Annotated in this window: 17 protein-coding genes; 9 read left to right on the top strand and 8 right to left on the bottom strand. The window is 35.0% G+C overall.

Annotated features, from left to right (window positions below; all coding sequences use genetic code 11):
* Positions 1 to 64 precede the first annotated feature (64 nt).
* The 3 genes from prfA to BC962_RS13420 all read left to right on the top strand — a co-directional run bounded on the left by prfA (position 65) and on the right by BC962_RS13420 (position 2,853).
* Positions 65 to 1,141, top strand: a complete 1,077-nt coding sequence (gene prfA / locus BC962_RS13410) for a peptide chain release factor 1 (protein WP_121346532.1) — start codon at positions 65 to 67, stop codon at positions 1,139 to 1,141.
* Between the two features lie 78 nt (positions 1,142 to 1,219).
* Positions 1,220 to 2,044, top strand: a complete 825-nt coding sequence (pyrF, locus tag BC962_RS13415) for an orotidine-5'-phosphate decarboxylase (protein ID WP_121346533.1) — start codon at positions 1,220 to 1,222, stop codon at positions 2,042 to 2,044.
* 11 nt (positions 2,045 to 2,055) lie between these two features.
* Positions 2,056 to 2,853 carry an ABC transporter substrate-binding protein gene (locus tag BC962_RS13420; protein WP_121346534.1) on the top strand — a complete coding sequence of 266 codons (798 nt, stop codon included), beginning with the start codon at positions 2,056 to 2,058 and terminating at the stop codon, positions 2,851 to 2,853.
* On the opposite strand, the gene BC962_RS13425 is transcribed toward BC962_RS13420, so the two are convergent.
* Together BC962_RS13425 and BC962_RS13430 are read right to left on the bottom strand one after the other, a co-directional pair.
* Positions 2,832 to 3,017 (bottom strand): Lacal_2735 family protein, encoded by a 186-nt coding sequence (locus tag BC962_RS13425; protein WP_317127962.1) that lies wholly within the window; start codon positions 3,015 to 3,017, stop codon positions 2,832 to 2,834. The genes BC962_RS13420 and BC962_RS13425 overlap by 22 nt on opposite strands.
* A 99-nt stretch (positions 3,018 to 3,116) precedes the next feature.
* On the bottom strand, positions 3,117 to 3,821 hold the full coding sequence (locus BC962_RS13430) for a DUF4197 domain-containing protein (protein WP_121346535.1): 705 nt from the start codon (positions 3,819 to 3,821) through the stop codon (positions 3,117 to 3,119).
* A gap of 311 nt (positions 3,822 to 4,132) precedes the next feature.
* Here BC962_RS13430 and BC962_RS13435 point away from each other — a divergent pair, with 311 nt between their 5' ends.
* Positions 4,133 to 7,588 carry a methylmalonyl-CoA mutase family protein gene (locus tag BC962_RS13435; RefSeq protein ID WP_121346536.1) on the top strand — a complete coding sequence of 1,152 codons (3,456 nt, stop codon included), beginning with the start codon at positions 4,133 to 4,135 and terminating at the stop codon, positions 7,586 to 7,588.
* A gap of 213 nt (positions 7,589 to 7,801) precedes the next feature.
* On the opposite strand, the gene BC962_RS13440 is transcribed toward BC962_RS13435, so the two are convergent.
* Entirely contained in the window at positions 7,802 to 8,197 is a 396-nt protein-coding gene (locus BC962_RS13440) for a hypothetical protein (RefSeq protein ID WP_121346537.1), read from the bottom strand.
* Between the two features lie 125 nt (positions 8,198 to 8,322).
* On the opposite strand from BC962_RS13440, the gene BC962_RS13445 reads away from it, so the two are divergent.
* Positions 8,323 to 8,766, top strand: a complete 444-nt coding sequence (locus BC962_RS13445) for an Lrp/AsnC family transcriptional regulator (RefSeq protein ID WP_121346538.1) — start codon at positions 8,323 to 8,325, stop codon at positions 8,764 to 8,766.
* A gap of 7 nt (positions 8,767 to 8,773) precedes the next feature.
* On the opposite strand, the gene BC962_RS13450 is transcribed toward BC962_RS13445, so the two are convergent.
* Both BC962_RS13450 and BC962_RS13455 read right to left on the bottom strand, forming a co-directional pair.
* Positions 8,774 to 9,739, bottom strand: a complete 966-nt coding sequence (locus BC962_RS13450; protein ID WP_245984205.1) for a class I SAM-dependent methyltransferase — start codon at positions 9,737 to 9,739, stop codon at positions 8,774 to 8,776.
* Positions 9,663 to 10,925 carry a DEAD/DEAH box helicase gene (locus tag BC962_RS13455; RefSeq protein ID WP_121346539.1) on the bottom strand — a complete coding sequence of 421 codons (1,263 nt, stop codon included), beginning with the start codon at positions 10,923 to 10,925 and terminating at the stop codon, positions 9,663 to 9,665. Before BC962_RS13455 ends, BC962_RS13450 begins: the two co-directional genes overlap by 77 nt.
* A 266-nt stretch (positions 10,926 to 11,191) precedes the next feature.
* Between BC962_RS13455 and BC962_RS13460 the strand changes: the two genes are divergently transcribed.
* Both BC962_RS13460 and BC962_RS13465 read left to right on the top strand, forming a co-directional pair.
* Positions 11,192 to 11,389 carry a DUF1328 domain-containing protein gene (locus BC962_RS13460; protein ID WP_245984207.1) on the top strand — a complete coding sequence of 66 codons (198 nt, stop codon included), beginning with the start codon at positions 11,192 to 11,194 and terminating at the stop codon, positions 11,387 to 11,389.
* A gap of 85 nt (positions 11,390 to 11,474) precedes the next feature.
* Positions 11,475 to 12,905: a hypothetical protein gene (locus tag BC962_RS13465; protein ID WP_121346540.1), complete on the top strand. Its 1,431-nt coding sequence runs from the start codon at positions 11,475 to 11,477 to the stop codon at positions 12,903 to 12,905.
* Here the strand turns inward: BC962_RS13465 and BC962_RS13470 are convergent.
* Positions 12,902 to 14,119, bottom strand: coding sequence for an MFS transporter (locus tag BC962_RS13470; protein ID WP_121346541.1), 1,218 nt, complete (start codon positions 14,117 to 14,119; stop codon positions 12,902 to 12,904). The genes BC962_RS13465 and BC962_RS13470 overlap by 4 nt on opposite strands.
* A gap of 168 nt (positions 14,120 to 14,287) precedes the next feature.
* Here BC962_RS13470 and BC962_RS13475 point away from each other — a divergent pair, with 168 nt between their 5' ends.
* Positions 14,288 to 14,893 (top strand): DUF1684 domain-containing protein, encoded by a 606-nt coding sequence (locus BC962_RS13475; protein ID WP_121346542.1) that lies wholly within the window; start codon positions 14,288 to 14,290, stop codon positions 14,891 to 14,893.
* Between the two features lies 1 nt (position 14,894).
* Here the strand turns inward: BC962_RS13475 and crcB are convergent, their stop codons facing one another.
* Together crcB and BC962_RS13485 are read right to left on the bottom strand one after the other, a co-directional pair.
* Positions 14,895 to 15,266 (bottom strand): fluoride efflux transporter CrcB, encoded by a 372-nt coding sequence (crcB, locus tag BC962_RS13480; protein WP_121346543.1) that lies wholly within the window; start codon positions 15,264 to 15,266, stop codon positions 14,895 to 14,897.
* Between the two features lie 17 nt (positions 15,267 to 15,283).
* Positions 15,284 to 16,339 (bottom strand): SRPBCC family protein, encoded by a 1,056-nt coding sequence (locus BC962_RS13485; RefSeq protein ID WP_121346544.1) that lies wholly within the window; start codon positions 16,337 to 16,339, stop codon positions 15,284 to 15,286.
* A gap of 93 nt (positions 16,340 to 16,432) precedes the next feature.
* Between BC962_RS13485 and BC962_RS13490 the strand changes: the two genes are divergently transcribed.
* On the top strand, positions 16,433 to 18,493 hold the full coding sequence (locus tag BC962_RS13490) for a dipeptidyl-peptidase 3 family protein (RefSeq protein WP_121346656.1): 2,061 nt from the start codon (positions 16,433 to 16,435) through the stop codon (positions 18,491 to 18,493).
* The last annotated feature ends 25 nt before the right edge of the window (positions 18,494 to 18,518 follow it).

The following is an 18,518-nucleotide window of genomic DNA, read 5'->3' on the forward strand; positions in this document are numbered from 1 at the left end:
AGCCACGCCTTAATAATTGGTGAAATTAATGTAAATTTGCATCGAAAAATCATTAGAAAAGTTTATGATTGAGAAGTTGAATATCGTGAAGCAGCGCTTTGATGAAGTGAATGATCTTATCATTCAGCCTGATGTTATATCAAATCAGAAGCGTTATGTAGAATTGAATAAGGAATATAAAGATTTGAAGGCACTCATGGATGTGCGTGAAAAATATATTGAACTTACAGAGAATCTCCAAGAATCTGAAGAGATCATTGCAGATGGAAGTGATGCTGAAATGACCGAAATGGCTAAGCTTCAATTAGATGAGGCTAAAGCAGAATTGCCGAAACTGGATGAAAAGATCCGAATGATGTTGGTTCCTAAAGATCCAGAAGACGCAAAGAATGTGGTGATGGAAATTCGTGCTGGTGCAGGGGGAGATGAAGCAAGTATTTTTGCGGGAGATCTATATAAGATGTATAATAAATACGCCGATAGCCGAGGATGGAAGTGTAATATTGTAGATTATAATGAGGGTACTAACGGTGGTTTTAAAGAGATGATCTTTGAAATTTCTGGGGAAGATGTGTATGGAACTTTAAAGTTTGAAGCGGGAGTTCACCGTGTTCAACGAGTTCCTCAAACCGAAACCCAAGGTCGTGTACATACATCGGCTGCTACGGTAATGGTATTGCCAGAAGCAGAAGAATTTGATGTTGAGATTAATCCAAAGGAAGTTCGAGTAGATTTTTTCTGTTCATCTGGACCAGGAGGACAGTCTGTAAACACTACTTATTCTGCTGTGCGTTTAACACACATCCCAACAGGATTAGTTGCTCAATGTCAAGATCAAAAATCTCAGCATAAGAATAAAGAAAAGGCATTTAGAGTATTGCGTTCTAGATTATATGATATGGAGCTAGCCAAGAAATTGGAGGCAGATTCTGCTAAACGTAATTCTATGGTATCCAGTGGAGATAGGAGTGCTAAAATTAGAACCTATAATTATTCTCAAGGAAGAGTTACAGATCACAGGATCAATTTAACCTTATACGATCTTTCCAATATTATAAATGGAGATATTCAAAAAATAGTTGATGAATTGCAGTTGGTAGAAAACACCGAGAAGCTGAAGGAGAACAGCGATGCATTTTAAATTTTGAAATTAAATTTCCCGCTCTTTGCGGGATTTTTTATATAGTTATTTTTGCAATTAATATAATACTGATCTTTTATGACCACTCAGGACCTTATAGCTCAAATACATAAAAAGAAATCTTTCCTTTGTGTAGGATTAGATACCGATCTAGATAAAATTCCAACCTATTTACTTACCGAAGAAGATCCTATTTTTGCTTTTAATAAAGCGATTGTAGATGCTACCCATAAATATGCTGTTGCCTATAAGCCGAATGTGGCCTTTTATGAAGCTCATGGTAGGAAGGGCTGGAAAGCACTGGACAAAACCATAGATTACATAAAAACTAATTATCCTGAAATCTTTACAATTGCAGATGCTAAACGCGGAGATATAGGAAATACATCAAGAATGTATGCTATTGCGTTCTTTCACGAAATGGCGTTCGATTCTATAACTGTTGCTCCCTATATGGGGCGGGATTCCGTAGAACCATTTTTAGAATTTAGAGATAAGCACACCATTCTTTTGGCACTTACTTCCAATACAGGAGCATTTGATTTTCAAACTACGAAATGCGATGGACAAGAATTGTATAAGAAAGTGTTGGAAACTTCTAAAACTTATAAGAATTCTAAACATTTAATGTATGTGGTTGGAGCAACTAAGGCCGAATTTCTTTTAGAGATCAGGAAAATCGTTCCAGATAGTTTTCTTTTAGTGCCAGGAGTTGGAGCGCAGGGAGGGAGTTTAGAGGAGGTATGTAAGTATGGAATGAACAAAGACGTAGGTTTGTTAGTAAACTCTTCTCGAGCTATTATCTATGCATCTCAAACATCCAACTTTGCTGAAATTGCTGCAGCTAAGGCTGAAGTAATGCAACGAGAAATGGCTGCTCAAATGGCCGCAATCTTATCTTAAATCCTGAAGTGATGCTTGTTAAAGATCAACTAGATCGTGAAGTTGATATTTCAAAGTCCTTTTGTAGGATAGTCTCTCTAGTACCAAGCTTAACCGAATTAGTGGTTTATTTAGGTTTGGAGGAAATGTTGGTGGGTATTACAAAATTTTGTGTTCATCCCAAATACCTGAAAAAAACCAAAACTATAGTTGGAGGAACAAAACAGGTGCATTTAGATAAAATTAGAGCACTTAAGCCAGATCTTATTCTTTGTAATAAAGAGGAGAATACTTTAGAAATGGTTCAGGAGCTGGAGGAAATATGTCAGGTGCATATTTCAAATATCGTGAGCTTTTCCGATTCCTTAGAGCTAATATCTAGTTATGGAATTCTATTTCAAAAAGAAATGAGATCTAAACAGTTGATTTCAGATTTAACTCAAAAAACAGCATCCTTTCAGAAAGAACTTTCTGCTGAAAAATTAAAAGTGGCTTATTTCATTTGGAGAAAACCATGGATGGTTGTGGGAGGTGATACTTTTATAAATTCTATGTTAGAATTTAATGGATGGAATAATATTTTTAAAGGAGCAACGGGAAGATATCCCGAAATAGATTTAAAAGTTCTACAAAATAAGAATCCAGATCTAATTTTATTGTCCTCGGAGCCTTTTCCTTTTCAACAAAAACACATAAGTGAAATTCGAGCATTTTCTAACGCTCGAATAGAAATAGTAGATGGGGAGTTCTTTAGCTGGTATGGCTCACGCCAATTGTTAGCTTTAGATTATTTTAAAGAAATACAAGCTCATTTGTCTAAGCCCTTGTAATTTTTCCTTTTAAGCTGTTCCAATATCTTTTTAGCTCTTGCATTTATTTTGTCACTTTTTTCCTTATCTACTAAGGCAATTTTAAAAGCTTTATGCATGAGTGCTGTATACTTTTGGCATAAGCGCTCTTCCTCGGTCTTAAATAACATTATATCAATCATCATATAGGATTATTCCACAAATTTAATGGGAACAGTTCCTAATATGTATTAAGTTGAGGTTAAAGTAATTGTAAAATTATCACAGCAATAATGGTTTCAACCTTAATCCTGTAAGCCAAAGACCCTTCTAAGTAAGTCCGTAGATCTTGCAGAGAAATTATTTCTAATATCTTTTTCTTCCACTGCGATCATTGTAAAAACTCCCTTCAAAGCTTCATTTGTAACATAATCTGCTAAATCTGGATTTACCTTATTTGTAAGTGGCAGCGAGTTATACTTGTTAATAATGTTGGACCAAACTTCAGTAGCCCCAACTTTATTTAGAGAAGTAGTTATTACCGGATTAAATTTAGAATATAATTGAGTTTCCGTTTTCTGATTTAAATACATGGTTGCAGATGTGTCACCACCTAATAATATATTTCTAGCATCGGTAAAAGTAATTTCTTTAACAGCTGTTACAAAAATTGGAGTTGCTTCCTTAACAGCATCTTCGGCAGCTCTGTTTAAAACTTTTAAACCTTCATCTGCTAAGGAACTTAATCCTACATCTCTTAAAGTTTTGTCAACTTTTTGAAGTTCTGCTGGTAATGCAATACGCACTAACTCATTCTTAAAAAAACCATCCTCTTTTGTAAGTTTAGTTACTTGTTTATCTATACCAAAATCCAAAGCTTGTCTCAGGCCCGAAGCGATTTCAGTATTGCTTACACCGTACTCTCCACTAGGCAATTGGGTAGCTATACTTTGTAATTCTGCACAGCCAAAGAAAAATGGCACAAGTAAAAGGATGTATAATTTTTTCATCTTAAAAATAAATTAGGGTTATAATTTTTTAAAAGTAGCAATTAATGTTCCAATTTAACAATCGAATTTCATATTGGTTTAATTGGAAAAAGTCTTGGCGAAGTAATCTGCTCTGTAAGCATGAAATTTATAAGACTATGCTCAAATTTATAACTCGCTTTTTTGTTCCAGTGTCATAATTTTATGAAATGTAGAAGAAACTCGAGTTAAATTAAGCCTCTCTTTATTTTAAGATTCCTTTATAAATTGATCTGATTAGAGAAATTCGTTACGAATTTAGTAAATTGCAGCTCCAAAAATTTAGAATAACGATGCAAGATCAAACACCCTATATTCCTAATAATAAAGTAAGAATAGTAACGGCAGCCTCGCTTTTTGATGGTCACGATGCCGCAATAAACATTATGCGACGCATTATTCAGTCTACTGGCGTAGAGGTTATCCACTTAGGACATGACCGCAGTGTAGAAGAAGTGGTGAATTGTGCTATTCAGGAAGATGCAAATGCAATTGCTATGACTTCTTATCAAGGAGGACATAATGAGTATTTTAAATACATGTACGATCTGCTAAAAGAAAAAGGTGCAGAGCATATTAAGATCTTTGGCGGTGGTGGCGGAGTGATCCTCCCATCTGAGATAAAAGAACTTATGGATTATGGAATTACCAGAATTTATGCTCCAGATGATGGACGAGAAATGGGATTGCAAGGAATGATCAATGATCTTGTAAAAACAGCAGATACTCCAACTCCTCCTTTAGAAAATGCAGATAAAACTCAAAGTCTTCTAGAGGATAAAAATATAAATACCATTGCTAGATTAATTTCTTTAGCTGAAAACAGGCATGAAGATTTTGAAAAAGCTTTCAATAAGATAGAAGTTAAGGGAAGTAAAACCCCTGTGCTTGGGATAACGGGAACTGGTGGTTCGGGTAAATCTTCGCTGGTAGATGAATTGGTTAGAAGATTTTTAATAGACTTCCCAGAGAAAACCATTGGAATTATTTCTGTAGATCCATCAAAACGTAAAACTGGTGGTGCATTGCTGGGAGATAGAATACGAATGAATGCTATTAATAACGAACGTGTTTATATGCGTTCCTTAGCTACTCGACAGTCTAACTTAGCTTTATCTAAATATGTTTCTGAAGCAGTTGAAGTATTAAAAGCGGCCAATTTTGATCTCATTATTTTAGAAACTTCAGGAATTGGGCAATCCGATACCGAGATCTTAGAACATTCTGATGCTTCTTTATACGTAATGACTCCAGAATTTGGAGCTGCAACTCAGCTGGAGAAGATAGATATGTTGGATTTCGCAGATCTGGTAGCAATTAATAAATTCGATAAGCGTGGTGCTTTAGATGCGCTACGTGATGTTAAAAAACAATATCAGCGTAATCATGGCTTATGGCATGACGATCCTGAAACGCTTCCTGTATATGGAACTATAGCTTCCCAGTTCAATGATCCGGGAATGAATACTCTTTACAGGAAGTTGATGAATAAAGTTGAAGAAAAAACAGAAGCAGCTTTATCTTCTACTTTTCATATCAACGAAGATAAGAGCGAAAAAATATATGTGATCCCACCAAGTAGAGTGAGATATCTTTCTGAAATTTCTGAGAATAACAGAAAATATGACGAAACGGCCATCACTCAACAAGAAGTGGCACAAAAATTATATGGAATCTATAAAACTATAGGTTCTGTTACAAATGCCAGCTCGAGCGAAGACGAGAAGTCATACTTGGATAAGCATGGTTTAAGTTCTGATGAGATTCTGAAACAAGTTCAGAATGACGAAAAGAATCAGGATTTCATAAAACTTTTAATTGCTGAATTCGACCGCGTTAAATTGAACCTAGATCCTTATAACTGGGAGATCATAACCGGTTGGGATGAAAAGGTGAATAAATACAAAGAGCCGATATATTCTTTTAAAGTAAGAGATAAGGAAATACGAATAGAAACTCATACCGAATCTCTATCGCACACTCAAATTCCGAAGATCTCTTTGCCTAAATATCAAGCTTGGGGAGATATCTTAAAATGGTGTTTACAGGAAAATGTCCCGGGAGAATTTCCATATACTGCAGGACTTTATCCTTTTAAAAGAGCAGGAGAAGATCCATCTAGAATGTTTGCGGGTGAAGGTGGGCCGGAAAGAACAAATAGACGTTTTCATTATGTGAGTGCAGGATTGCCGGCAAAAAGACTTTCTACCGCTTTCGATTCTGTTACACTTTATGGAAATGATCCAGATTTAAGACCAGATATTTACGGGAAGATCGGGAATGCAGGAGTTTCTATTTGTTGTTTAGACGATGCTAAGAAATTATATTCTGGTTTCGATCTGGCAGATGCTATGACTTCTGTGAGTATGACCATAAACGGTCCTGCTCCAATGTTATTGGGGTTCTTTATGAATGCAGCTATAGATCAGCAATGTGAGAAATATATAAAAGAACATGATCTTCAGGACGAAGTAGAGGAGAAGATCAAGAAAATATACAAGGACAAAAAAATAGAACGTCCGGCATATCAAGGTCCGCTTCCGGAAGGAAATAACGGATTGGGATTAATGTTACTAGGTGTAACTGGAGACTTAGTACTTCCAGCCGATGTTTATGCCAAGATCAGGAAAGAAACCTTGAATACCGTTCGTGGAACCGTTCAAGCAGATATTTTAAAAGAAGATCAAGCTCAAAACACTTGTATTTTTTCAACAGAATATGCGTTGAGGTTGATGGGTGATGTGCAGGAATATTTTATTGAAAAGCAGGTAAGAAACTTTTATTCAGTTTCTATTTCTGGTTACCATATTGCTGAAGCAGGCGCAAATCCTGTGACTCAATTGGCACTAACCTTGGCTAACGGATTTACTTATGTAGAGTATTACTTAAGCCGTGGTATGGATATTAATAAATTCGGACCAAACTTATCATTCTTTTTCTCAAACGGAGTAGATCCAGAATATGCAGTAATTGGTAGAGTTGCTAGAAAGATATGGGCAAAAGCATTAAAATATAAGTATGGAGCCAATCCAAGAGCACAGATGTTGAAATACCACATTCAGACCTCTGGACGTTCATTACATGCTCAGGAAATAGATTTTAATGACATTAGAACTACGCTTCAGGCACTGTATGCTATTTATGACAATTGTAACTCTTTACATACAAACGCGTACGATGAAGCGATTACAACGCCTACAGAAGCTTCAGTAAGAAGAGCTATGGCTATCCAGTTGATCATAAACAAAGAATTAGGGCTTACTAAAAATGAGAACCCAATTCAGGGAGCTTTTATAATAGAAGAGTTAACAGATCTTGTGGAAGAGGCTGTCTTATTGGAATTCGATAGAATTACTGAAAGAGGTGGAGTTCTTGGCGCTATGGAAACAATGTATCAACGTAGTAAGATACAAGAAGAAAGCTTGTATTATGAGACTTTGAAACACAATGGGGAATTCCCAATTATTGGAGTGAACACCTTCTTAAGTTCTACAGGTTCTCCAACAGTTACTCCGGGAGAGGTTATTAGAGCTACAGAAGAAGAGAAACAATATCAGATTTCAACTTTAAAGAATTTGCATAAAGCCTTTGGAGAGGAATCTGCAAAAGCATTGGAACTAATCCAGGAGGCAGCGATTAAGAATGAGAATTTATTTGAAGTCTTAATGGATGCAACTAAAGTTTGTTCTTTAGGACAGATCACTTCTGCAATGTTTGAAGTGGGAGGACAGTATAGAAGAAATATGTAAGCATAGAGCCACATTTCAAAATTTATTTTGAAATGTGTGCGAATCGCTTATCCCGATGAGGGTAGCAAAAGCGGGATCTTCGTTAGTAATATTATGATTGAAAAGCGTGCGAATCGCTTAATCCGATAATATTAAAAAAAAATAAATTAAAAAATCCCAATTCATTTAGAATTGGGATTTTTTGATTTTCGGTATTTGTTCTTCTATTCAATATTATAATGTCAGCTTCCAGATGCGCTGTAATTTCCTGAATTTTTTTAATTCTATTCTTAGGATCCTTAAAAACTCCTTTCCATTACTGTTTGATAATTCCAAACGATCACAATTTTTATATAGTAAATTGGTGAGTCGGGTTACAGCTGCTGCATATTTCTGTTTTTCTTCGGAAAAAGGTTCGCTCTCTGCCCTTAAAATATGAGGCACTAAGGAAGTGGATTGCTGAATAATATCTCCTGAAAAGTAAATATCTTGATCTTCTTTTCCATTCTGTTTTAGAACAGCCAGATCCTGAGCAAGATAGTTCGAAATAAGCCTAGAAATATTTAGGATTTCTATCGCTTGCCGATATACTGGAGAATAATTAAAATCTGATCTGGTAAGAGTATTCATAGAACGCTATATTGCTTTGAGTTCCATAAAATTAGTGAGATATCGGCTTAATGTTCTTTCGATTTTAAAGTGAATGAGTATATTAGCTTTAAATTAATGTAATTAAGTAGTTAAAAATATTAAATATGCCTATAGACGCTTTAAGTTGGCAAATACTAGATTGCCTTCAGAAAAATGCAAGACAGTCATTTGCTGAAATAGGAAGGATTGTTGGACTTACTTCTCCTGCGGTTGCAGAAAGAGTTAAAAAAATGGAGGATAGCGGAATTATAAAAGGCTATAAGGCACAAGTTTCTTATCATAAAACTGGCCATCAATTAAAAGCCGTCATTACATTGCGCGCCTTTATGGGACGATTGAAGCCCTTTCTGGAAAAGGTAAAGGAATTTAAGGAAGTTATAAATTGTTACCGAATTACTGGGAATGAAAACATCATTATGGAAGTGGTTCTATATGACCAGTCCCATTTGGAGGAATTCATAGATAAGCTTATTACTTATGGAGAAACAAAAACCCATATTATCCTCTCTAATGTAGTAGATCAAGGTCCTATAAAAAGAAGAGGATAATTCTAGTTTATTTTGTTCCGCTTACCAGATACATTAATGAACCGCCTGCAGCGTGATATTGTTCTCGTTGCAAAGCACCCATTAAGTGATCGTCTCTTCTGGCGTATTTTTCCTGATATTCAAAATAAAATGGCATGAATTCTTCTCCAGCGGCACTAAAAAAGTCAATATCTTTTTGAGTATTAGATTTCCAGGAACTTCCAGTCATCCATTGCTTTAAGGTTGCAACCTGCTCTTTTGTGCTGTAAGGAGGATACATAGCTATTGCTTTGTCTGATAATCGAACCTCAATATCATGCATTTCAGCCAGGGCGAACATGCCAGGTAAAAGATCTCCTAGTGAGTTGTCTCCCTGCCCCATATTTTTCTTGCCTTTTTCAATGATCAACCTATACTTAATGTGATCTAAAGTCTCATCTATTGAATCATTTTTGGAAAGTGAAGTTTTAGTAAGGCTCTGGATTATATTATTTGGTTCAACACATAGAAGAGATCCTCCGGGTTTTAGCACCCGTTTCATCTCTTCTAATGCTTGTTGAGGTTTTGGTACATGAATTAGAACTGTTTGACAAGTTACCAGATCAAACTGATCATCCTCAAATGGTAGTTGTTGAGCATTTCCCTTTGTTAATACAAAAGGATTATCGGACTTTGCAAAAAGTCTTTCTAGTTCTTCGTTTTTAGAGTACCATCTTTCATCACTATCTACAGCAGTGATTTCAGCATTTTCAGCAAGAAATGGAGCTAAAATACGAGTCCAATGGCCTTGTCCACAACCCACATCTAGCATAGAGTTATGTTTGCTTAGATCTAGTCTTTTTGCCGTGAGCTCAATAAACGTGGGATTCCACCAGAAGTCTCTGTAATCTCCAAAATAACTCTCGGAATGTCCTTTATTACCTTCTTGATCTTCCAACATTATTCCTTTTAGATGAATTTCCTCCGGAGGTGTTTTTTTTGCTAGAATTCCCATTTCTAGAAGGTCTGCGTTGTTGTGGTTTCTTTTCTGGAATTTCGAAGAAAGACATTGGGTAATCATGCTCTTCTATAACAGGAACTTTTTGATCTATTAACTTCTGAATATCTTTTAAGTATGCTTTTTCTTCAAAATCGCAAAAAGAGATGGCTTTTCCACTAGCGCCTGCTCTTCCCGTTCGTCCAATTCTATGAACATAAGTTTCAGCGATATTTGGGATTTCAAAATTAATAACTAAAGCCAGATCATCTATATCTATTCCTCTAGCAGCAATATCTGTAGCTACTAAAACTCGAGTAGTTTTATCTTTAAAGTTCTTCAACGCTTTTTGACGAGCATTTTGAGTCTTATTTCCGTGGATAGCTTCCGCTTTAATGTCAACTTTAATAAGATCTTTTACCACCTTATTAGCGCCGTGTTTGGTTCTTGTAAATACGAGTACACGATCTGCATCTGAAACTTGTAATAGATCTATTAATAAATTCTTTTTATTGGTTTTGTCTATGAAATAAACTTCCTGTCCAATTCTTTCCGCGGTAGAAGAAACCGGAGTAACCGAAACTTTTAAAGGATTGTTTAGAATACTATTTGCAAGATCTATAATAGAATCTGGCATCGTGGCAGAAAAGAATAAGGTTTGCCTTTTAGCAGGGATTTTTTTGATCACTTTTTTTACGTCGTGAACAAAACCCATGTCCAACATTCTATCTGCTTCATCTAAAGTGAAGATCTCTATATTGGAAAGGGAAATAAAACCTTGGTCCATCAAGTCTAAAAGTCTTCCTGGTGTAGCTACCAAAATATCCACCCCATTTCTAAGTGCTCTTGTTTGAGAATTTTGGTTAACACCACCAAAGATCACCAAATGTTTAAGGTCGCTAAATTGACCATATTCAGTTAAACTTTCTCCAATTTGGATCGCAAGTTCCCGAGTTGGAGTTAAAATAAGACTCTTTATTGTGGTTTTGCGACCTCCATTATTGAGGTTGCTATTTAATAGTTGAATAGTAGGAATGGAGAAAGCTGCGGTTTTTCCTGTTCCTGTTTGTGCACATCCTAAAATATCTCTTCCATTTAAAATGGCTGGGATAGATTGTGCTTGAATTGGGGTTGGTGTAGTATATCCTACTTTTTGAACTGCCTTATATAAGGGTTCAGTTAATTGTAAATCGTTAAATGTCATGTATGAATTATAAATGCCGTCCTGTATTAATATTGAACTGGCTATGTGTAAAATGTTGCTTATTGGAGAAGGTAGCAACCGGCTGCAAATGTACTATTTTATTTTAATATGGGTTTATCTTTTGTGATTCATAGATCTAAGCTATTGAATGCTAGTTTTGTGAGGTTGAAATATCAGGTTTTTTAGTTAAATAAATCTCAATTGTAATTTAGTTAATAATTGTACGACTACTAACCAGTTATCTTTGACTAAAAAATAAGAACACCATGAAAAATTATACTTTACATTTCCTAATAATGACCATAGTTACAGGAATACTTGGCTTTGCAGGATTGAATTTCTTTGGAATTGAAGTGGTGAGAGTATTATTTTTGATTTTCGCTGATTTGTTGATAGTTGCGTTAATATCAAAAATATTTTTTTCAGACAGTAAAGAAGTAAGATTACAAAGAGTTAAGAAATAATCTCCAACAAAATTACCCTACAAATTAAATTAGACCACAGAAATGTGGTCTTTTTTATTTCCTTTAATTCTGTTACTTTAGAAGTATGAAAATAACTCTTCCCATCTTTATAGGGCTGTTTACTTTATTGTTCTACTCCCAAGCACTCAACGCTCAAGACATATCTTTAAGAAAAGGAGCTGTAGTAGATAGTTTGCCGATAAATGATAGTATTCCAGATAGTTTTGCAATGTATTTGCCTAGAGATTATACTACAGATAAAAGTTGGCCTATAGTATTTGTTTTTGATAATGAGGGTAGGGGAATTAACACGGCACGATTATTTAGTAGCGCTACAGAAGAACAGGGATATCTTGTGGTAGCTTCAAATAACATATCTAAAGAAGATTCTTTATTAACTAATTTAGAAACTGCATCTAGACTCGTGAAAAAAATCCTTCTGAATTTCCCAATAGATGAGAATAGAGTTTTTACAGCAGGATTGGGAGAAGGCGCTTTGGTTTCCAGCGCACTCCCTGTACTTTATCCGAAAATAAAAGGGATTTTAGTTGTGGAGGATGTTTGGATAAACAAAGATTTTCTAGCTCAAGATAATATAAAACGCACTGTTGTTGGTTTTGCTGGCTACAAAAGCGATTATAGTAAGTTCAATGAAAGCTTTGATATGTTTAAAATCTTCAATCATAAATCTATGATCTATAATTATGAGGATGAATCAAGCTGGCCTTCAGTCAAACTTATTTCACATGGCATAGGGAGCTTTACATTACAGTCTATGCTCGAGGGAAATCAGCCTAAGGATGAGCAAATTATTAATATGCTGTTTGAACAAGAATTAGAAACAGCTGAAAGTATGCGAAGACAGTTAAACTTTTATAAGGCATACGAGTTGCTGGAACTTATGCGAGAAAAATATAAATATTTCGACAAGAAAGATGAAATTCGGGATCTTCAGAAGGAAATTAGAAGGGAGTCAATTTATAAAGAACAACGTTCTCAATACAATTCAGCAAAAATAAAAGAGCAAAATTTACGATATGAATATCCTTTGCTATTGGAGGATGATTTAATTTCTAAAAGCTTTGAAAATGTTGGTTGGTGGGTGCAACAATATAAAGAAATAGATTCGCTTAAAAGCAGTAATGTGGTTGCTGAAGTTGAGTTAGGTTATAGGTTGGAAGATTACCTGCAGACATACACAAAAGAAAGATTCACCGAATTAAAATCTGTAAAGGCCGGAATTGATAAATTAATACTTATTTCTATTTTGCGTACTGTATTCGATAAAGAAAATCCTGAAGGCTATTTCTCTATCATTTCATTAAGTGCTCAAGATGGAGATTATTATACCGCAATGCTATATTTAGAAGACCTTCTAAAAACAGGGTACAAGAATTTAGAGGAATTGTATAATATTCCTGGTACTTTAGATCTTAAGTTAAGTCCGGAGTTTAATGAGTTGATTAAAAAATACTTGGGAGAATCTAAGTATTATAATCTTCCATTTGAAAATTAAATGCTAGTAGGCTTTTCTTTTTTTAATAGATAACTAAGATAGATCAATAGCCCGCAAGCTACAGCAGCTAGTGTGATCATTACATTCCATGTGAAGAAATATCCAAATTTGCTAATTAACTGCATTCCCGAGTTATGTCCGAAAATATGGCTTAGCGAGAACGCAATACTGTACAAAGCCATATAAGATCCTTGTTTGCCTTTATCTGCTCTAATTAAAGCGAAGGTGTTAGAAAATGGAAATGCGATCATTTCTCCAATAGTCATAAAGAGCATCCCAATTAGTAATACTCCTATCCAGCCAGTTAGGTTTATGGCTACAAAGCTTACTCCTACTAATGCCGTACCTACTATTACGTGAAAAATTGCAGTGACCTTTTTATTTTCAAGATATTTTATCAAAGGCATTTCAAAAAGGAAAATTAAAAATCCATTTATTCCCAATAAAATTCCTATTTCCAGTTCTGTTAGTTTGTGTTCTTGTGCGTAGAACAAAGGCATTGTAGAAAAATATTGAAGAAATATAAAACCAAACAAAACCATTGCCGCTATAAAAATTAAATATGGGAAATCCTTTAGTACTCCTTGAGGACTCAAATTCACCTCTCGTATATTTTCCACAGCCTTTTTAGGGTGCAATAGTTTAAGCAATAATATTCCTGCCAGTAAACAGGTTATTCCATCTACCCAGAATAAGCCGCTATATCCTGCACTAGCTATTATTAATCCGCCTAATGCTGGGCCAGCAGAAAAACCTAGATTTATAGCTAGTCTAATTAAGGTTACAGATCTCGTTCTATTTTGTGGTTTGCTGTAAGCGCTAATAGCCACAAATACAGCAGGTCTAAAAATATCTGCTGCTGTCATCACTAAAAAGATCGCAGCGCAAATCCCCCAAAAAGAGCTTGGAAATTGCAAGAGCACAAAAAGGACGGAAGATATAAGTAAGCTACCGGCCATTGTTTTGTAATGTCCAATGCTATCTACTAATTTGCCCCCTAACCAAGAACCAGTAACAGAACCTAGTCCGAAAAACGTTAGTATCCATCCAACTTCTTCCAGAGAAAAACCACGACTTTTTGTAAGATATAGAGAGAGAAATGGGATCACCATTGTGCCAGCTCTATTAATAAAAGTAATTAAGGCCAAAAGCCAAACCTCTCGCCTTAGATCGCTAAAGGAGTCTACATAGGAACGAAAGATCTTTTGAAACATTTAGATTGGTTAGAGCTCAAAATTAGTTAATTTTCCTAAAGAAAATATTTAAAATAATGCAGTAATTATTTAAGTGAATTGACCTTTAAAACATCCGAATTCTATAAAAGTTTAAGAAAGTATATTTCCAATAAAATTCCTCATTTTTGTTTTCTAATTCTCAATAAGATGAAAAACTTGCTCTTTTTATTAATTGCGCTTCTAAATACTTCTCTACTTATTGCACAAAAAGCTTCTAAACTGAAGGATGTTGAAGCTTTTCAGAAGCATTTAAATGCGGAATTCGCGAATCCTGAAGAGTCTCCATTAACATTAGAAGATATTAAAAAATTTGAAGCCTTAGAGTTTTTTGATATTGATACCGCTTATGTAATTGAAGCTGAATTTGTAAGAACACCTTACGAATCTCCTTTTTCCATGCCTACTACTACAGACAGAAAGCCGATCTATGTGAAATATGGAGAAGCTTATTTTGATTTAGAAGGGCAATCATTCAAATTAAACATCTATCAGAATCAGGAATTAATTACAAAGGCAGAATACGTAGATTATCTATTTATCCCATTTACAGATGCTACCAATGGAGAAACAAGTTATGGAGGTGGGCGATATTTAGATTTGAGAATCCCTACTGGAAAAACTATTACACTTAACTTTAATAAAGCATACAATCCTTATTGTGCTTATAATGGGAAATATTCTTGTCCTATTCCACCATCAGAAAACGATATTTCTATAGGGATCCCTGTAGGTGTAAAGGCTTATAAAAAATAGCTTACACCAATTTAGATAGATACAATCCTATAAATACTGCTGCAAAGCCAGCCAGAATACTTCCAAAAGTATAAATAGCGAAATTAGTATAATCTCCAGTTCTTAAAAATACTTGATTTTCAAAAGTAAAAGTAGAAAATGTCGTGAATCCTCCGCAGAAACCAGTTGCTAGAAATAACATGGCGTTGTTAGAAAGAGTGCCAGATTTTAGAGAAATTCCAAGAATTAATCCTAATAAAAGGCTCCCAATAATATTTACAGTAAAAGTGCCAAATGGGATCTCTAGTGCAGATTTATTTAAAACCCTAGAGATCACAAAGCGTAATGCACTTCCTAAACCTCCGCCAAGAAAAACCATTAATATTGCTTTCATCTAAAGGTCTATAAATGTTATAAGGTTGGCTGTTCTTCAGCTTCCAAAAGAGGGATATAGATCTCTGTCACCCAAGTTGCAGGGTTTGGAGATTTATCTGGTCCAATAGAATACACTTCGAAAGCTGGACTATCTGGATTTACTGGTAAATTATTTTCTTGAGCATACTTATAAGCAGTTTCCCAAGCCTCCTTTAAATTTTTATAATCTCCCTTTAAAGTGGTCTTAATTACTTTTTGCACAGGCATCATTCCGTTTAGAACAGTGCTCTCTGTAGGAGTAATAATTAAACTCGGAGTGAAAAATCCTGTTGAATAGATCGCAGAATTATTTTGCTCATCCCATTGATTATAAAGAACAAAAGGATTCCCCATGGTAGAGATGTTATTTTTCTCCATATATAAAGAAACGTCTGCAAACATCTTTTGCATCTTAGTTTGTATCTGGGAAATTTTAGTAGCTGTGGTGGTGTACATATAAAAACCTCCTCCATGCGTGGTTACACCATCTACATTTACAGAATAGGAACTCATTTTTTCAAGCACAACTGTATTTAATTTTTCTAAACCTTCTTTATACATAGGGCGGATCATTTCAGAAAAACTCTCGTCTGTAAAGCTGAATGCAAGCTTTTCCATAAAGCTTTGTTTTCCTTTAATTCCCCAAGTCACCTGAGTTCCTTCTTCAACTTCCACAAAATCCCAATATACATTACTAGTAGATTCCCCATAAGGAGAAATAAATACAAGGACCTGTTCTATGTCTGATTCTGGGATCACTTTTACATTTCTAATAGAGCCATCTCCTAATTCTTCACTTTTCCAGGAATAGCTTGCGCCTTTTCCAATGGTCTTTTCTGGATAACTAATTATCATATCCTCTGCATCATCCATCCACGGGCCCCATTGTTCCCAATTCTTAAAATTATTCACTTCATTAAATACTACAGGCACGGGTGCGTTTATTATTGCAGTTTCCTCTACCTGGTAGTTTCCATCTTTAGTGGCTACGTAAATTGCTCCTGCTATTATTACAATAAGAAGTAAAAAGAATAAATATTTTAAAATTTTCATTTAAAATTGGGTGTTAAAATGGTTCAGAATGCTAATATAGCTAAATATCAAGATGCTAATTACTACATTTGCAGGAAAATTAAACAGAAACATATGAAAGTTAAATTCATTTTGTCATTAATGTTAATGGCTACTCTACTGTATTCCTGTAAGGATGAAAACAAAGAAAATGAGGTTGCTGAAGTTGAAACTTCTACCAACTTGGATTTCGAATATAATGTTGAAGAATTTGGAGATATTAAAATATTAAGATACCAAATTCCTGGATTTGAAAACTTAACTCTGAAAGAGCAAAAATTGGTTTATTACTTAACTCAAGCAGGATTAAGTGGTCGTGATATAATGTGGGACCAGAATTATAGACATAATCTTGAAATTAGAGATGCTTTGGAGAATATCTATGCTAACTATAGCGGAGATAAAGAAACATCAGATTGGAAAGCGTTTGAAACTTATGTAAAAAGAGTTTGGTTCTCTAATGGGATCCACCACCACTATTCTAACGATAAGTTGAAACCAGAATTCAGCAAAGAGTATTTCGATACGCTTTTAGCTGAAACTAAAACGGAACTTACTGGTGAACCTTACGAGGTGATCTTTAATGAAAAGGATGCTAAAAAAGTAAATCTAGATCCTAATAAGGGATTGTTAGAAGGATCTGCGATCAATTTTTATGGACCAGATGTAACTGCTGCTGAAGCAGAGGCTTTTTACAAAAAGAAATCTTCTCCTAATAAAGATAAGCCTCTTTCTTACGGATTGAATTCTACTCTAGTTAAAGAGAATGGAAAACTAGTAGAAAAAGTTTGGAAAAGTGGCGGATTGTATGGAGATGCAATAGACCAGATCATTGTATGGTTAGAAAAAGCAAAGGGTGTTGCAGAAAATGAAGCACAAGGAAATGCTTTAGGATTGCTTATTAAATATTACCAAACTGGAGATCTTCAAACATGGGACGATTATAACGTTGCATGGGTGGAAGCTACAGAAGGAAATATAGATTACATCAACAGTTTTATTGAAGTTTATAACGATCCGCTAGGATATAGAGGTTCTTATGAGAGTATTGTACAGATCAAGGATTTCGAAATGTCTAAGAAAATGCAGGTTCTTGAAAACAATGTACAATGGTTCGAGGATAATTCTCCTTTAATGCCAGAACACAAGAAGAAATCTGTAGTAGGAGTAACTTACAAAACAGTTATGGTTGCTGGAGAAGCTGGAGATGCTTCCCCAAGTACACCAATCGGGGTTAATTTGCCAAATGCAAACTGGATTAGAGCCGCTCACGGAAGTAAGTCTGTTTCTCTAGGAAATATTATTGGCGCGTATAACAACGCAGGTAGTACTGGAGTTTTACAGGAATTTGCCAATGATGAAGAAGAAGTTGCTTTAGAAGAAGAATACGGGCAGAATGCAGATAAATTGCACACTGCACTTCATGAAGTAGTAGGTCATGCATCTGGACAATTGAATCCTGGAGTTGGAGAAACTAAAGAAACATTGAAGAACTATGCTTCTACAATGGAAGAAGGTAGAGCAGATCTTGTAGGTCTTTACTACTTAATGGATCCAAAAATCCAAGAACTTGGATTAACAGATAGCTGGGAAAAGACAGGGAAAGCTGCTTATGATGGGTATATTAGAAATGGATTAATGACTCAGCTAAGAAGATTGAACATAGGAGACGATGTAGAAGAAGCTCATATGCGTAATAGACAATGGGTGAGCGCTTGGGTTTATGAAAAAGGAAAAGAAGAAGGAGTTATCGAGAAAGTGACTAGAGATGGTAAAACTTATTTCGATATCAAAAACTATGAGCGTTTACGTGAGTTATTTGGAGAGTTATTAAAAGAATCTCAGAGAATTAAATCTGAAGGTGATTTTGAAGCTGCTAAGAATTTAGTAGAGAACTACGGGGTTAAAGTAGATCAAGAGATTCATAAAGAAGTTTTAGATAGAAATGCCCAGTTTAAATCTCCTCCTTACAGCGGATTTGTAAATGCTGTACTAGTACCAGAGATGGATGAAAATAACGAGATCAAATCTATTAAGGTTACGCAGCCTAAAGATTTTGCAACTCAAATGATGGATTATACAAAGAATTACCACTTCTTGAAAAAGGAAGAAAAAGTAGCTGTGCCTGCAGAGTAAACAATTTATAAAATCTACAATAAAG

Source organism: Gillisia mitskevichiae (genome assembly GCF_003634585.1).
Taxonomy (GTDB): Bacteria; Bacteroidota; Bacteroidia; order Flavobacteriales; family Flavobacteriaceae; genus Gillisia; species Gillisia mitskevichiae.

Bases quoted from the DNA above. Each gene is read 5' to 3' on its own strand.
- prfA (WP_121346532.1), top strand. From the start codon at position 65: ATGATTGAGAAGTTGAATATCGTGAAGCAGCGCTTTGATGAAGTGAAT.
- pyrF (WP_121346533.1), top strand. From the start codon at position 1,220: ATGACCACTCAGGACCTTATAGCTCAAATACATAAAAAGAAATCTTTC.
- BC962_RS13420 (WP_121346534.1), top strand. From the start codon at position 2,056: ATGCTTGTTAAAGATCAACTAGATCGTGAAGTTGATATTTCAAAGTCC.
- BC962_RS13425 (WP_317127962.1), bottom strand. From the start codon at position 3,017: ATGATGATTGATATAATGTTATTTAAGACCGAGGAAGAGCGCTTATGC.
- BC962_RS13430 (WP_121346535.1), bottom strand. From the start codon at position 3,821: ATGAAAAAATTATACATCCTTTTACTTGTGCCATTTTTCTTTGGCTGT.
- BC962_RS13435 (WP_121346536.1), top strand. From the start codon at position 4,133: ATGCAAGATCAAACACCCTATATTCCTAATAATAAAGTAAGAATAGTA.
- BC962_RS13440 (WP_121346537.1), bottom strand. From the start codon at position 8,197: ATGAATACTCTTACCAGATCAGATTTTAATTATTCTCCAGTATATCGG.
- BC962_RS13445 (WP_121346538.1), top strand. From the start codon at position 8,323: ATGCCTATAGACGCTTTAAGTTGGCAAATACTAGATTGCCTTCAGAAA.
- BC962_RS13450 (WP_245984205.1), bottom strand. From the start codon at position 9,739: ATGGGAATTCTAGCAAAAAAAACACCTCCGGAGGAAATTCATCTAAAA.
- BC962_RS13455 (WP_121346539.1), bottom strand. From the start codon at position 10,925: ATGACATTTAACGATTTACAATTAACTGAACCCTTATATAAGGCAGTT.
- BC962_RS13460 (WP_245984207.1), top strand. From the start codon at position 11,192: ATGAAAAATTATACTTTACATTTCCTAATAATGACCATAGTTACAGGA.
- BC962_RS13465 (WP_121346540.1), top strand. From the start codon at position 11,475: ATGAAAATAACTCTTCCCATCTTTATAGGGCTGTTTACTTTATTGTTC.
- BC962_RS13470 (WP_121346541.1), bottom strand. From the start codon at position 14,119: ATGTTTCAAAAGATCTTTCGTTCCTATGTAGACTCCTTTAGCGATCTA.
- BC962_RS13475 (WP_121346542.1), top strand. From the start codon at position 14,288: ATGAAAAACTTGCTCTTTTTATTAATTGCGCTTCTAAATACTTCTCTA.
- crcB (WP_121346543.1), bottom strand. From the start codon at position 15,266: ATGAAAGCAATATTAATGGTTTTTCTTGGCGGAGGTTTAGGAAGTGCA.
- BC962_RS13485 (WP_121346544.1), bottom strand. From the start codon at position 16,339: ATGAAAATTTTAAAATATTTATTCTTTTTACTTCTTATTGTAATAATA.
- BC962_RS13490 (WP_121346656.1), top strand. From the start codon at position 16,433: ATGAAAGTTAAATTCATTTTGTCATTAATGTTAATGGCTACTCTACTG.